This is a genomic window from Dyadobacter jiangsuensis (assembly GCF_003014695.1).
GTDB lineage: Bacteria > Bacteroidota > Bacteroidia > Cytophagales > Spirosomataceae > Dyadobacter > Dyadobacter jiangsuensis.
The window spans coordinates 67,990-82,882 of the sequence record NZ_PYAS01000021.1 but is presented as its reverse complement, the minus strand read 5'-3'; the positions used below and the strand labels follow the sequence as shown (position 1 = coordinate 82,882).

Here is a 14,893-nt window from a genome sequence, read left to right as displayed (position 1 = left end):
ATCTTGCCCATGTATTTCTAATGTCGTAATTAAAAATACAAAAAAGCCCTCGTTCTACATAGTAGAAAAAGGGCTTTTGCTTTTGGGTCACCCTCAGACGATTACAACTTTCCGTAGCGCCAGCTGATCCCGGCTTGCCAGCCGATCCAGGAGGTTACTTTCTTACTTCCCAGGTCTATATTGGGATAACCCGACAGCGGGAATGATTTATACCCTTTTTTCCCCTCGAGACCGTCACTGTCAAACACAGAATATGAGGGCCCTGCAAACAGCAGAAAATGCTTTCCAAATTTGTAAGTTGCAGCGATCTGCAAGCGATAAAGCGTTGGAGTTTTCTCCCAATCGCCCTGGTAAACGTTCTGATTCAATATTTCGACAAAGAAACCTGTCTTTCTGAACGGAAAGAATTCCCGCCCGATACCCGCGCCGAATGTCTGCACTTTTTCCGTTCCACTGAAACCCGTTCCTACCATCAGCAGGCTGTAAAATTTGTGCGTCCCCATTTTCCAGGCAACATTCAGCGGTGCAACATCTGTCGCATACACCGAAATATTTGACGTACTTTTCCTCACAATATTAATAAGCCCTATACTGGCTCCTGCGGAACTGTCGGCGATGTTGACGATACCTATTTGCACGCCCCGCATTACTTTGGCATAATTGAATGTGGCAAGTTGCACACCTTTGATATTTCGGGCCATATTGAGCCCGCCGGAAATTTGCGTCGCACGGACGGAGTCGCGCGCATTGTTGGCTACCCCGGCAATTTGTACCCCTTCAAAAACACCCCGCACCTGATTGTATCCACCCGAAACCTGCGCACCATTGCCTCCATTACGGATCAGCCCGATAGCACCCGTAACCTGCGCTCCGGCAATGCCCTCTCCGGCCCTGCTCAGGAAGCCACTTACCTGCACACCATCGACATGCTTGCGTACCATGCCGCTAAACCCGGAAATTTGCACGCCATGTAGTGAATCCAGCACATTATTACTGAAACCGGCTATCTGCACACCATTCACATGCCCGGACACCACGTTGAATGCCCCTGCCAACTGCACATAGCGGACATTTTCTTTCGATATATTAAAGCCTCCGGCTATTTCCACCCCATTAACCCCTGCCGTATACCCACCTGCCACATTTAACGAAAACTTGTTCACCACCTGCCCGCTCATGCGCCCGTGCGTGCCCAACCCAGGTGTGAGCGATGCCTGATAAGGCAAAGCCACAAAGAACCGGCCGATATTCCGGCTTTGCGCACGCAGGCGCTGGGACAGGAACAATCGTCCCAACCAGGTCGATTCTCCTTCCGAATAGCGAACAATCAGCGGATCGAGATCCACGGCTTTGGGCTGAATACGCATCGTTCGTGCCGATTCCTCGGTGCTGTTGATGACCATTGTAGTATCACCATACCCGACCTTACTGACCGTCAGATAAATGGGAAACGCACGCTCCTTGATGCGCAGCCTGAAACCACCATCGTCTTCCGAAAGTGTCGATACAAGCAGTTGCCGCGAATAAACGCTCGCATAATCGACGGGTTTCCCGGTTTCATCATCCAGAATGAGGCCGCTGATATGAAACGACTTTTCCCTGGCACCCGGCAGGATAATCAGGTAATCGCCCTTTTCTTTGTATTGAAATCTGTTATAAAAAAGCTGGTCGAGCACCTGCCGTACCGGCTGCCGGGTAACGTTCAATGTAACCAGGCTGTCGCCTGCGATCAGGTTGCTATTGTAGGAAAAGTAGAATTTTCCTTGCTCGCTCATGGATTTCAAAACAGCAGAAACCGGCTGCCCCTTTACAGAGATATCAACCGGTTTATTCAGAATCTGCTGCGCAAAACTCCCGCACGGGATCATTACCAATATCACAGCCAGCCTTAATACAGTACGGAATATAGAATGCTGATTCATCCCGAAAGATAAGGCTATTTCAAAATGATCTGGTTGCCATGGTGTTCAACTTTGAGTGAAAGGGTCTCGCTCACAACGCCCAGGATATTTTCCAGTGAATTCTGGTCAAAAGTGGTATTGATAGGCATATTCCTCAGCCGCTCGCTACCAATCACTATATCAGCTTCGTAGGCTTCATTCAGGATTTCAACCAGTCGCCAGAGCGGGGTACCATCACAAAACAGTCTGCGGGTGCGGTAATAGTTATGAAATTCGTCTGCTGTAACGCTCTTACGCATTTGAGCACTCGCTTTCATGATGGTTGCCTCTTCCCGCGGAGTAATGCGCACCCGCTGCGTGTCTCGGGAAACTTCTACAATACCGGTCTCTACAATCACCTCCGTTTTCTCCGCATTATCCTTTACATTAAACGAAGTCCCTACCACTTTCACCGTCACATCGTTCACCAAGATCAGGAACGGTTTTGATTTATCTGGTTTTACATCAAAAAAAGCTTCCCCTGTCAGCCGGACGTCGCGTGTTTTCCCCTCGAAATCCTTTGGATAACTGATGCTCGACTTCCGGTTAAGCGTCACGACCGAACCATCCGGTAACGTGTCAATGAGCGTTTCCATTCCCGACCTGACCGTCAGCATTTCGTGAGATGAGCTGCGTGTCGAGAAAAGGTAGCTCAGCCAGCCTACGCCGGCTGTCATGAGCACCATTGCTACCATCCGCAGGATTCGGAATACCGGTTTAGGGTACATAGGTATTACCTCCGTCTCCTGCTCTTTTGCCCTTGTGCGTGTTTTGAAACGCTCCCAGGCGGCATTTTCATCCACGGTGCTCACGCGGGCGAGGCGCTTGCTTTCGTTCCAGATAAGCTCGAAATGCTCGAAATACCGCTGGTTATCATCGTCGTCGAGCAGCCACTGCTTGATCTCGATCTGCTCCGCCACGCTGGCCTCGTCGAGCATCGACTTCACCAACAATTCATCTATGTTCGGGTTGTGTTCTGTTTTCATGGCTGATCAGCTGAGGAAAAAAAGTAAAAAGGACGCCGGAAGAAAATCGGCCAGTTTGACCCGCAGAAGCCGCAGTGCTTTCCCCATCTGGTTCTCGACCGTTTTGACGGGCAGTTGCAGGCGATCCGCTATTTCCTGGTACTTCAATTCTTCAAACCGGCTCATTTGGAAGATCGTCCGGCATTTCTCAGGCAATTCCCGCAATGCAATGTCCAGGCGCGTTTCGAGCTCCGACAATTCAAGGCCTTGCGAAGCGCTGGCGCTCTGTTGCTCCTGTTGCAAAGTATAATCGCGATGCGCTTCCCGCACTTTCAGGTGTTTGAGGTAATTCAGGCTCTCGTGGTACACCGACCGGTACAAATACCCGCTGACCGATTCGCGGATATCGATGTGGTCGGTCTTCTCCCACAGCCTGCAAAATACGTTCTGGACCATCTCTTCGGCCATGATATCGTCCTTCAAAATAGTGCAGGCATAGGCGTGCAGTCCTTTGAAATGTTTCTTGAAAACCTTCTCAAACTCCGATTCCCTGTCCCTGCTCAATACCGTTACGTGGTCATCCGCTAAGGCTGCATTCATTGCACCGACTGGTTTATGTAAAAAATAAGCGCCCGACTCGGGTTGTACGATATATTGACAACCGGTCGGGCGCTTACCCTAAATTTTGCCGAAAAATATTCGGGCTAATGTTTTCGACTTCTACTTTTTCTTCGCTGCCTTGGTCGTATCGGCTTTGTTGGTTTTATAGCGTTTGTCGGGTGTACCGTCCTTTTTGAGGTGTTTATTTTCCTTGTAACGTTTATCAGGGGTACCGTCCTTTTTCAGTTTCGCTTCCGTTTTTTGCTTTTCTGCCGTAGTCTGTGCAAAAATCGGTGTCGCCACCGCCATCAGAGCCAGCAACATCCATACTTTCAGGTTTTTCATAGTTGACAAAATTTTATGTGAACGATCAATTAAAGCGGAGCTAAGTTACAATTCCTGAGGGAAATGCAAATGGCTTAGGCCTTGGAAGAAGTAAGTTTAATGAGGATTTAATGCTACTACAAGTGGTTACCATTTCAGCAATCGCTCGTAAAAGAAGAATGTATCAACTTAAACATTCTTCAAAATGAAAGATCAGAAGCTTATTGTCAATGACCAGGAGATTAGCGTGCTGAGCCGCGAGAACGGCGACTTCATTTCCCTAACCGATATTGCGCGGCAAAAGAACACCGCCACCGGGCTTGTAATTTCGCACTGGCTAAGAGCCAGGTTCACCGTTGAGTTTATCGGGCTGTGGGAACAGCTGTATAATCCTAATTTTAATATTACCGAATTCGGTAACATTAAAAATGAAACTGGGAGTAATAGCTATGTGCTTACAGTCAAACAGTGGATTCAAAAAACCAATTCAATTGGTCTGGTCTCCAAAGCAGGCCGGTACAGCGGAGGCACTTTCGCCCATAAGGACATTGCCTTCGAATTCGCTTCGTGGATTTCCCCTTCCTTCAAACTCTACCTCATCAAAGAATTTCAACGGTTAAAAGAGGAAGAAAACAACCGCCTGCAACTCGACTGGAATTTACGCCGAAGTCTCGCAAAGATCAATTACACGATTCACACCGATGCGGTCAAAGAGAATCTGGTACCCAAGGAACTTGATCCGCTCGCAATCAGTAAAGTTTACGCCGGAGAAGCCGACATTCTCAACCTGGCTTTGTTTGGCATGACGGCCCGTGAATGGACGGACCAAAATCCCAATCGTGGCAATCTGCGCGATTCGGCGACAATGGAACAGCTGGTCGTGCTCTCGAATCTGGAAAGCATCAATGGAATGCTGATCGGACAGGAGCGGTCGGCAGCGGACCGCGCCATTGAGCTGAATAGAATTGCGATCATACAAATGAAATCGCTCGTCGCCCACCGGTCATTGCAAAAAGCTAGTCTTCCACTAAATCAACCAAACTGATAACTATTATCTTTGTATAAATTCCATTTATACAAAGATTCAAATGAACATCCAGCAACTGGAATATATAGTCGCAGTCGACAACCACCGCCACTTCATTCAGGCTGCGGAGCATTGCAATGTAACGCAGCCTACACTTTCGATGATGATCCGTAAATTGGAGGAGGAGCTTTCGGTCAAGATTTTTGACAGAACCAAACAACCCATTGTCCCGACAAGCGTCGGGCGTGAGATTATCGATCAGGCGAGGGTGATTTTGCGGGAAACGTCGCGGATCAATGAAATCGCCAAGCATTTCAATGGCGACCTCTCTGGAGAGCTGCACGTCGGCGTCATCCCGACGATTGCGCCCTACCTGCTTCCGCATTTCGTAAACCCGTTTATCTCCAACTTCCCGGAGATCAAACTCCACGTTTCCGAAATGATCACCGACCGGATCATTACCGAACTGAAAATGGGCAATCTGGACGTTGGAATTATCGCTTCCGTTTCTGAGGAGAACAGTTTGCAGGAAATCCCGCTGTATAAGGAGCGCTTTTACGCTTACGTTTCCGAAAAAACCGATTTGTATTCCAAACAATACATCCTCCCCACGGATATAGAACCCAATGAGCTCTGGCTGCTCGAAGAAGGCCATTGCTTCCGCACGCAGATACAACGCTTGTGCGAGCTAAGCCGCAGCAGCCAATTTGGGAGTAGTTTCAGTTACCGCTCTGGCAGCATCGAAACGCTCATCCGCATGGTAGAGCGGAACGGCGGCATTACCATCCTGCCCGAAATGGCCGTTATGGAGCTCTCGGAAGAACGTCAGAAACACATCCGCCACTTCCGCTTCCCTGAGCCCGCGCGTGAAGTATGCCTGGTTGTCAACCGCGAGCAGATGAAGGCCAGGCTGATCGACGCACTGCGCGAAGGCATCACTGCGCATTTGCCGGAGGAGATATTGAATAAAGATGTAGAGGTCAAAGTTTTGTAGGTAGAATGGGGGGTTAAATCACGCTTATCCTCTGCCGAACCTGCCAGACAACTTCCGGAAACCCTCCGAAATCGATGTACTCCTCATAGTATGCCTTCAAGCGTTCATATTCAGAGGGTATAAATTTAGACGCCTTATTAATTTCCGGTTTGCCTGCTTGTATTCCTTTAAATGTAGCGTGTGACGAACATAGGTTTACCATTTTCAAAGTGTGTTGCAAATACAGTTATACTATTTTGCAATTACACCCTAAAAATAGTATAACTATTTTACAACTACATCTTGAAAATCGTTAACCTACTCTACCGACCCGCCCTTTCAAATGCTCCTCCATCTGCAAGAGGCTCAGCGCATTAAAGGTCATATCTTTGGTCAACCCCCCTTTCCTGGCATTTGCTACACCGTAATGCATATCCAGGTAGCCTTCCATTGCGTGCGCGTCGGGGTTGATGCTAAGCATTACGTCTTTCTCCATGCAATAGGCGATCCAGCGCCAGTCGAGGTCGAGGCGCCAGGGTGACGCGTTGATTTCGATAACCACACCGTTGGCCGCGCAGGCGTCGATGATCACCTGATGGTCGATCGGGTAGCCCTCGCGGGAAAGAAGCAGGCGGCCCGTAGGGTGCCCTAAAATAGTGGTATAAGGGTTTTCGATCGCTTTCAACAGGCGAGCGGTGGCCTTTTCAAGGGTCATCGAAAGGTTGCTGTGCACAGAGGCTACGATATAGTCGAACGAAGCGAGTACATCCGCCGGATAATCGAGCGAGCCGTCTCCAAGAATATCCGACTCGATGCCCTTCAGTATTTTGAATGGTTTGGCTGGATTTTCGGCAGCGAAGCGGGCATTCAGCCTTGCTATTTCTTCGTGCTGGCGTTCCACATCTTCAACTTTCAATCCTTGCGCATAAGTAGCTGTCTGTGAATGATCGGCAATACCGAGGTATTCGAAACCAAGCTCACGACAGTAAACGGCCATCTGTTCGAGTGTGTGCTGACCGTCGGAATAGGTACTGTGGTTATGCAAAATACCTTTCAGATCGTCCCAGGTCACCAACTGGTCGGGCGTGCGGGTTTCCGCCCATACGAGCTCCCCCGCCCCTTCGCGCATTTCGGGCACGATGTAAGGCAGCCCGGCCTTTTCGTAAATGGCGTGCTCCGTGTCGGCGGTTTCGTAATAGGCATGGCGCCAGATCGTGTTGCCGGAAGCACCTGCCAATCCGAGATGATCCTCCCCCGCGGTTTCAAGGAAAAGCTCATTCACCAACCGTTCCGGCTTCACCGCCACGATTTCGATGGCTACGGCAATATCCTGGATATTACCACGCCAGACAAATGGCGAGGATTTTTTCTCATCCTGTACCAGCAGCGCGATGGAACCGATCGTATTTTGCAGCAGTGCAGGAGAATCCGTTCCTACCAGGATCCGAATCGTTTCCACCACCTCCGATTTTCGTCTGACCTCGCCCGCCGCTTCGACCTGCTCGAATGTCTTCTTCAATTCATTGATAATCGAGTTCGCCGCAGCCTCAGCTTTATCCATACGCAGTTTCCCCGCCTGGTCTTTGAGGAAGGCCAGCGAATCGAGGATCTTCTGCTGGGTATTCGCTCCGAAACCTTTTACTTTGGCTACCGTGCCGTTCAAACACGCCAGTTCCAGCTCGTGGAGGTTGTCGATACCCAGTTCCTGCCACAAAACGGCGATCTTTTTGGGCCCTATACCTTTGATATTGAACATTTCCATCACCCCCAGCGGCGTGTTGGCGATCAGCTCTTCCAGCTCAGGGAAGGTGCCGGTTTTCGCGATTTGCGCAATTTTGGTGGCTGTACTTTTCCCTACCCCCTGCAATTTGGTGAGCTCCTGCTCGGTCATGAATTGCAGTTCGCTTTCCTTGTATTTATCCAGATAAAAAGCCGCTACGGAATACCCCTTGATCTTGAAAGGGTCGGCATTATGCAGTTCCAGCAGCTTGGCAGTTAGTTCGAGGACTTCTACGATTTCAGAATTACTCATGGGGATCGGGATTGATGAATTCACTGCGAATTACGAAGTATGGATCAGCATTTGCAAGCGCACAACCCGCCGCGAGCACCTTCACAGAGTAAATATTCCATAAAAAAATATTTATAGTGATAATTAACCCGAATCGAATAGCCGACGCCGGCCTCAGGAAAGTATATCCAACAACCATTTCAAAAAACTCTGACCATATTTAAACCAATGAATGTAGATCAATTGAAAAGCTACCGCGAGGAAATCCGCCAGCACTTGACCAATGAATTGCTTCCTTTCTGGGAAAACCGGGCGGTGGACAAGGCAAACGGCGGTTTTGTAACCCATTTCGATAATGCGGGCAATGATTCGGGCGAGGACGAAAAGTCGCTGATTGCACAGACGCGCACGGTTTATACCTTTTCTTCGGCACACCGCGCAGGTTATGGTGAAGGCCGTTATGCCGAAATCGCTCGGCACGGGGTAGATTTTCTGATCAACAAAATGTGGGACAATGAGTATGGCGGGTTTTACTGGCTGATGGACCGCAAAGGCGATGTAAAAATCGACGAAAAGATCGTCTATGGGCATAGCTTCGCTATTTACAGTCTGGCGGAATATACACTAGCCACCGGTGATCCACGCGGGCTCGAATATGCGGAGAAGGTTTTCGATTTACTACAAAAACATGGAGCCGACACCTATTACGGCGGTTACTTCGAAATGTTCCACCGCAATTGGGACCTGAAAGGCCCCGGCGCAGCGGGCGGCGACCGCAAGACGCTCGATGCGCATATGCACCTGATGGAGGCATTCACTACATTATATGAAGCTTCGGGCAAGCAGGTTCACCGCCGCAAGCTCGTTGAAATCATCCGGTTGCTGATCAACAAAATCATGCACCCGCAATACAGAACGGGTATCCCGCAGTTCTGGGAAGACTGGACAGTGGCACCGCAAATCAAATTCGACATTATCTGGGGCTGGGACCGCTTCACCGAGGACGGGTTGAAAAGCGCCGCCGAAGACAATACCAGCTACGGACACAATGTGGAGTTCGCCTGGCTGCTCATGCATGCGCTCGACATCGCCGGCATTCCTTACGACGAGTACCACGATCAATTGAAAGCATCCTACGACCACGCGGTGGAATATGGTATCGACTGGGAGTTCGGGGGTGTGTACGTGGAAGGCTCCCACGCTGGCGAGGTGTACGACCGCGAGAAGGAATTCTGGCAGCAGGCCGAGGTAATTATCGGGATGCTGGATGCCTACCGGGTCTACGGCGACGACAAGTATCTGAAAGCTTACGATGCCACCCACCGTTTCGTGTTTGACAAAATGATCCACCATTCGGTTGGCGAATGGCTCCCGTTGCTCACACGCCAGGGCGAGCCTATCTGGAAGCACATGAGCCATTCGTGGAAAGTCAATTATCACTCGGTGCGTTCCATGGTACAGGGCATCGTACGCCTGAATAAGCTGATTGGAACCAATTAACCACGCTTTTGGGACGTTCCGTGTAAATTTTTGCTCAGTGATGAATGCCCGATGCGGTCCGGGAGCCGGTTTTCGCATTGGAATGGTTCTTTAAAATGATAGGGTACAAAGCGCTTGAAAGAGCGCCATTATCAAACTTAAAACCACACAATCATGAGCTCATTCACACAACAAGTTAAAGGTAACTGGAACGAACTCAAAGGAAAGTTCAAGCAACAATACGCTGACTTGACCGACGACGACCTGCTCTATGAAGAAGGAAAAGAAGATGAACTTCTTGGAAAAATTCAGAAGAAGATCGGTAAAACCAGGGAAGAAGTGGAACGTGAAGTGAACAGCTGGTCGAACTAGATCTTTAAACAGGTCGATATAAGCCCCGGAATCGTTGGTTCCGGGGCTTTTTTTGTAGTAACCGGCCGCCGGGATAAGCTTTTAACATTATATTACTCCCTTCAAATCCTAAATCCGTTTCTAAAATGAATCCAAATGAAATCCCCGTCGGCATTGTTGGTCTTGGTTTAATGGGTTGCAGCATTGTAACCTGCCTGCTGATCGCCGGCCACCCGGTAGCCGCCGTCGCTCCTATTTCTGCTGACCTCGATCATGCCGAGCGCCGGATCCGCGAACATTTGCAAAATGCCTGGCAAAACGGGGTCATCGACAACGAGCCAGAGTACTATTTGCGGAAACTCATCATTACGGAAGACTATTCGGTACTCTATCCCTGCAAACTCGTCAATGAATGCACGATTGAAAACATCGATATAAAAAATGCGGTGTATCAAAAGATCGAAAAAGAGATTGCACCTGACGCGCTGCTGACCAGCAATACCTCGGCCATTCCGATCAGTCAACTTCAAAAACTGACACAGCACCCGTCGAGATTCCTGGGCCTGCACTGGACCGAGCCCGCGCATACGACCCGCTTTCTTGAAATCATCTGCGGTGACGATACCGATATTCAAAACGGCGAATACCTCTACGAACTCTCACATTTGTGGGGTAAGGAACCCATTCTGGTACGGAAAGACATTGCGGGCTTCATCACCAACCGCCTTATGTACGCGATGTACCGCGAAGCGATAAGCCTCGTCGAGAACGGCTATGCCACTATTGAGGACGTCGACCGTTCCTGCCGTAACAACGCCGGTTATTTCATGACGCTCGTGGGGGTATTTCGCTGGATGGACCTGACCGGCGTTCCGGCTTACCATACAGTGATGAAAAATCTCCTTCCGACGCTCAATAACAGTACCGAAGTGCCTGAGCTCATTGATAAAGTCGTGCGCGAAGGCGGCAAAGGCGTGCTGAATTCACATGGTTTTTACGAATATGAACCTGGCGAGGCCGAGGTTTGGGAAGAGACTTTCAAGGAGTTCACCTATGATATTCGTGAATTGGCCTTGAAATATCCGGGGGATATTGTAAAAAGGCGGCTGGCGGAGAAGAACAACGCAGAATCTCCTGAAAACAGCTAATACCCCTTCCCATCCTTCAAAAACACCGTCGTTCCAGAAACCCCGTCTGTATCCTTCAAGTAGAAAAAAGCATACTTGTATCCTTCTTTTGGAATGGGCTGAACGATCGTCTGCGCGTCATCGTTGATCGTGGCCGGAATGTGGTTCCACACACGATGCTCATTGTCGGAGGTCATATCATTAGTATAGTAAAACTCTGCAGAGGCTACTTGCTTGCCGGCGATAGGTTTTAGGATCACGGTAAGCTGATTATTTTCCAAACTGATGGTACTCGCAGTCACGAATGGACGAGGATTGCCATTTAACGCGCCATCGAAAAAGGTACGGATCTCGACAGGTGCCCAACCGTCCTTATGGCTGTGAGGCATGTCGGGGATAATACATACTTGTTTGTTTTTACTTAGCTGATAGGTTTTTATGTAGGGTCCTACATTATAGTGCTTATCCTTGTTTCCATTGATAAAAAACATACTCGGCTTGGAGTAAGGCAAGTAAGCCGACGGGTCGAAGAACTTCATCCAGCGCGTTTTTGCTTTGGGGGACAATGCATTCAGGTTTTGTTTAAAAACATCCGATTCATCATAAAAACCACATCCATAAACCGGCGCGGCAGCGATGAAACGGCTGTCGAGGCTTGCTACGAGGCAGGTAAGGTAGCCGCCCCAGCTGATGCCCGTCACGCCGGTACGCAACGGGTCGATTTCCGGGAAACTTTGTAGTAACGAATGCGCCAGAATACCGCTGGCAACGGCGTGATAGGTCCACACATCTTTTAAATTGCCCTTTTCGATCTTCTGAAATTTGTTTTCGTTGGATTGCTCCGGCCCGGGTTGCGTTACCTTCTGCCCGTCGGCGCCATTACCCGACAGATCCATCGCAATCGCCGCATAACCTTCATTCGCCCATTTTTCGACCCACTCATGGAATGCCTTGCCTCCTCCGCCGTGGATCAGTACCAGACCCGGGAATTTCTGGTTAGTCGCGGGTCGTCCGGCGATGATGTCCGGATTGGAGTAATAAGCGAAAACCTCCGTCGGTTTGCCTTCAAAATCGACGCTCTTATATATGAGTGACCGAACGGCGCTGGTATCGTCGAGCCAGCGGGATTGCGGAGCTTTGCTAAGCTCGTTCAGGTCCCACAGAAGGGTATCCACTTTGATATGCCGGGCGTCGATCAGCCACGGTTGTTTGAATTGTGCGTGAACTCCTCCCGTGAGGAATAGCAGTATGGCAATGATTTTTTTCACCTTGTCCATGGTTGCTTTTAACGCGTGAAACATTTTGATAAAAAAAGGCCGAAAACCCAATCATTTTAGCACAAATGATGGTTCTTCTAAAAAGTCTTGACTAGTTTTGAAATACCCTTGGCAGGCTGCTCCTAAACCGGAAAACGATATTTTTTCAGTAAATCTATTCCCATGAACGACTTCATAGCCGCCAGATCTCAAATGGCCCTTTCTCTGGGCTTTCACATTATATTTTCGTGTATTGGAATGGTGATGCCGTTTTTTATGGCCGTCGCCCATTACTACTATCTCAAAACCGGTCAGACCGTATATAAAAACGTTACAAAGGCTTGGAGTAAGGGCGTTGCCATTTTCTTCGCAACCGGCGCGGTATCGGGTACGGTGCTATCGTTTGAGCTTGGTCTTCTGTGGCCGGAGTTTATGAAACACGCCGGCCCGATTTTCGGGATGCCGTTTTCCCTCGAAGGAACGGCATTTTTTATTGAAGCGATCGCGCTGGGTTTCTTCCTTTACGGCTGGGACCGCTTCAATCCATGGTTCCACTGGTTCACGGGCGTGGTCGTGGGTGTGAGCGGGCTCGCATCGGGCATTCTTGTGGTCGCAGCCAACGCGTGGATGAATAGCCCGGCGGGTTTTGAGTATTTGAATGGACAGTACCTTAATATAGATCCCATTGCGGCGATGTTCAACGAAGCCTGGTTTTCGCAGGCATTGCACATGACAATCGCCGCATTCGCCGCTACGGGTTTCGCGGTCGCGGGGGTGCACGCGCTGATGATCCTGCGCGGAAACAACGTCATTTTTCACACCAAATCGTTTACCATCGCGGCCGTGTTCGGCTGCGCAGCGGCAATCGTACAGCCGTTGAGCGGTGATATTTCGGCCAAGGACGTCGCGATCCGGCAACCCGCAAAACTGGCTGCGATGGAGGCCCATTTCCACACCGAAAAATCGGCTTCCCTGATTGTGGGAGGTATTCCCAATGAAGCGGAAAAGAAGGTCGATTTTGCGATCAAACTGCCGGGCTTCCTGAGCTTTCTGGCGCATGGCGATTTCACGGCGGAAGTAACTGGCCTCGATCGCATTCCGGAAGAAAACCACCCGCCCGTCGCGGTAACCCATTATGCCTTTCAGATCATGGTCGGAATGGGTATGGCGATGATGCTGGTTTCGGTGCTCTATTTTACGGCATTATGGAAGAAGCGGAAATGGTTGCAGGAGCCCTGGCTGTTGAAACTGTTCGCCATTGCGACGCCGCTCGGCTTCATAGCAGTTGAAGCCGGCTGGACGGTGACCGAAGTCGGCCGCCAGCCATGGATCATCTACGGCATCATGCGCACCGCCAATGCCGTTACCCCCATGCCCGGCATCGCCTATTCATTTTATCTCTTTACAGCCATCTACGTCTCACTGGCAGCATTTGTAGTTTTCATGCTTTACCGGCAGATACGGATGGTTGGGAAGTTGTACGATGTTGATTGAATTTTGAATGATTGAATGACTGAATGATTGAATATAGTCATTGGGTCAGAAGTAGTCATGAATTGTCAATATTAAACAAATACGACTCCCGACCACAACTGGCAACACTTGACCATACCTGACCTTTCACACATTCAATCATTCGTTCATTCAGTCATTCAGTCATTCACTCATTAACAATGCTCTACATCGTCATCACATACCTCTGGGCGTCGATCCTCTTGTACCTGCTGCTGGGCGGGGCGGATTTTGGCGCGGGGATCATTGAGCTTTTTACCTCGCAGAAAAACAAACAGGTTACCCGCAAAACGTTGTACTCTGCCATCGGGCCGATCTGGGAAGCAAACCATATGTGGCTCATTATCGCAATTGTAATCCTGTTCGTCGGATTTCCGGTAATTTACTCTACCATGTCGGTGAACCTGCATATTCCGCTTACCGTCATGCTGATCGGCATTATCGCCCGCGGAACGGCGTTCACATTCCGGCATTATGATGCGGTGGTGGATGATATGCAGCATCTCTACAATACCATTTTCGCAATTTCCAGCTTCACGACCCCGCTTTTTCTGGGGATCATTGCGGGCAGCGCAGTATCCGGGCATATCGATCCGCAGGCCAGCACTTTTGCCGATGCCTACATTTTCAGCTGGCTGCATTGGTTTTCCGTCACGGTTGGATTGTTCACGGTCTCAATTTGCGGTTTTCTGGCGTCGGTTTACCTTATCGGCGAGACGGATGTCGAACACGAGCGCCTGCGGTTTGCGCATAAGGCGCAGTTTTTCAATATCGCTGCGGTCGTTTGCGGTGCGTTGGTATTTGCTGCCGCGTGGTTTGAGCATATTCCGCTGTTCGACTGGGTTTTCGGAAATTGGATCGGACGCATTGCCATTCTTTCGGCTACGCTCTCGCTGATCTGGATGTGGACTTTGCTGTACCAGGGAAAAATCAATCTGTTGCGGCCGCTGGCGGGTTTCCAGGTGACCATGATCCTCCTTACCACCACTTTCAGGCACTTTCCCAACATCGTTATACTGAAAGGCGGCGGCTATCTGTCGCTCACCGAGCATGCCGGCCAGGAAAAAACAATCGAGGCGCTTGCGTGGGCATTGTTGCTGGGCAGCATTCTGATCCTGCCGGCGCTTTTCTATCTGATTTACAGTTTTCAGAAAAAACCGGTCGGCTACGAAAGCCAGGTGCATTAAAATCCGCTTTAAAAGGACGCGAAATCTCGCTGGTTTGGGGCTGCCGTTCCTTTCAATAACCGTTTGGTACCATACGGACATTGGAATAAGCTCGGTTGTGCCCGTTATCATACTTTGTGAAAAAATCGCAGCCGGGTGAGC

At 49.7% G+C, this 14,893-nt stretch carries 13 protein-coding genes; 7 read left to right on the top strand and 6 right to left on the bottom strand.

Annotation, left to right across the window (positions count from 1 at the left end):
• Nucleotides 1–101: 101 nt before the first annotated feature.
• The 4 genes from CLV60_RS30840 to CLV60_RS30825 all read right to left on the bottom strand — a co-directional run bounded on the left by CLV60_RS30840 (nt 102) and on the right by CLV60_RS30825 (nt 3,850).
• Nucleotides 102–1,922: an STN and carboxypeptidase regulatory-like domain-containing protein gene (locus CLV60_RS30840; protein WP_229211206.1), complete on the bottom strand. Its 1,821-nt coding sequence runs from the start codon at nt 1,920–1,922 to the stop codon at nt 102–104.
• A 14-nt stretch (nt 1,923–1,936) separates the two neighbouring features.
• Nucleotides 1,937–2,926, bottom strand: a complete 990-nt coding sequence (locus tag CLV60_RS30835; protein WP_106599260.1) for a FecR family protein — start codon at nt 2,924–2,926, stop codon at nt 1,937–1,939.
• Between the two features lie 6 nt (nt 2,927–2,932).
• The gene (locus CLV60_RS30830) at nt 2,933–3,505 is read right to left on the bottom strand and encodes an RNA polymerase sigma-70 factor (protein WP_106599259.1); all 573 of its coding nucleotides are present in this window, start codon (nt 3,503–3,505) and stop codon (nt 2,933–2,935) included.
• 120 nt (nt 3,506–3,625) lie between these two features.
• Nucleotides 3,626–3,850: a hypothetical protein gene (locus CLV60_RS30825; RefSeq protein WP_106599258.1), complete on the bottom strand. Its 225-nt coding sequence runs from the start codon at nt 3,848–3,850 to the stop codon at nt 3,626–3,628.
• Between the two features lie 184 nt (nt 3,851–4,034).
• Between CLV60_RS30825 and CLV60_RS30820 the strand changes: the two genes are divergently transcribed.
• Both CLV60_RS30820 and CLV60_RS30815 read left to right on the top strand, forming a co-directional pair.
• Nucleotides 4,035–4,874, top strand: a complete 840-nt coding sequence (locus tag CLV60_RS30820; RefSeq protein WP_106599257.1) for a KilA-N domain-containing protein — start codon at nt 4,035–4,037, stop codon at nt 4,872–4,874.
• A gap of 43 nt (nt 4,875–4,917) precedes the next feature.
• Entirely contained in the window at nt 4,918–5,850 is a 933-nt protein-coding gene (locus CLV60_RS30815) for a hydrogen peroxide-inducible genes activator (protein ID WP_106599256.1), read from the top strand.
• A 292-nt stretch (nt 5,851–6,142) separates the two neighbouring features.
• Here the strand turns inward: CLV60_RS30815 and CLV60_RS30805 are convergent, their stop codons facing one another.
• Nucleotides 6,143–7,861: a DNA polymerase/3'-5' exonuclease PolX gene (locus tag CLV60_RS30805; protein WP_106599254.1), complete on the bottom strand. Its 1,719-nt coding sequence runs from the start codon at nt 7,859–7,861 to the stop codon at nt 6,143–6,145.
• Between the two features lie 207 nt (nt 7,862–8,068).
• Here CLV60_RS30805 and CLV60_RS30795 point away from each other — a divergent pair, with 207 nt between their 5' ends.
• The 3 genes from CLV60_RS30795 (at nt 8,069) to CLV60_RS30785 (ending at nt 10,818) form a co-directional block, all read left to right on the top strand.
• The gene (locus CLV60_RS30795; RefSeq protein ID WP_106599252.1) at nt 8,069–9,340 is read left to right on the top strand and encodes a beta-1,2-mannosidase; all 1,272 of its coding nucleotides are present in this window, start codon (nt 8,069–8,071) and stop codon (nt 9,338–9,340) included.
• A 153-nt stretch (nt 9,341–9,493) separates the two neighbouring features.
• Nucleotides 9,494–9,691, top strand: a complete 198-nt coding sequence (locus CLV60_RS30790) for a CsbD family protein (protein ID WP_106599251.1) — start codon at nt 9,494–9,496, stop codon at nt 9,689–9,691.
• Between the two features lie 125 nt (nt 9,692–9,816).
• Nucleotides 9,817–10,818 (top strand): 3-hydroxyacyl-CoA dehydrogenase family protein, encoded by a 1,002-nt coding sequence (locus CLV60_RS30785; RefSeq protein WP_106599250.1) that lies wholly within the window; start codon nt 9,817–9,819, stop codon nt 10,816–10,818.
• Here the strand turns inward: CLV60_RS30785 and CLV60_RS30780 are convergent.
• Nucleotides 10,815–12,065 carry an alpha/beta hydrolase family protein gene (locus CLV60_RS30780; protein WP_170118910.1) on the bottom strand — a complete coding sequence of 417 codons (1,251 nt, stop codon included), beginning with the start codon at nt 12,063–12,065 and terminating at the stop codon, nt 10,815–10,817. The two genes, CLV60_RS30785 and CLV60_RS30780, sit on opposite strands and share 4 nt — an antisense overlap.
• Before the next feature lie 171 nt (nt 12,066–12,236).
• Here CLV60_RS30780 and CLV60_RS30775 point away from each other — a divergent pair, with 171 nt between their 5' ends.
• Both CLV60_RS30775 and CLV60_RS30770 read left to right on the top strand, forming a co-directional pair.
• The gene (locus tag CLV60_RS30775) at nt 12,237–13,547 is read left to right on the top strand and encodes a cytochrome ubiquinol oxidase subunit I (RefSeq protein WP_106599248.1); all 1,311 of its coding nucleotides are present in this window, start codon (nt 12,237–12,239) and stop codon (nt 13,545–13,547) included.
• Nucleotides 13,548–13,726: 179 nt separating this feature from the next.
• Complete coding sequence (locus CLV60_RS30770; RefSeq protein ID WP_106599247.1) at nt 13,727–14,752, top strand: cytochrome d ubiquinol oxidase subunit II; 1,026 nt, start codon at nt 13,727–13,729, stop codon at nt 14,750–14,752.
• Nucleotides 14,753–14,893 lie beyond the last annotated feature (141 nt).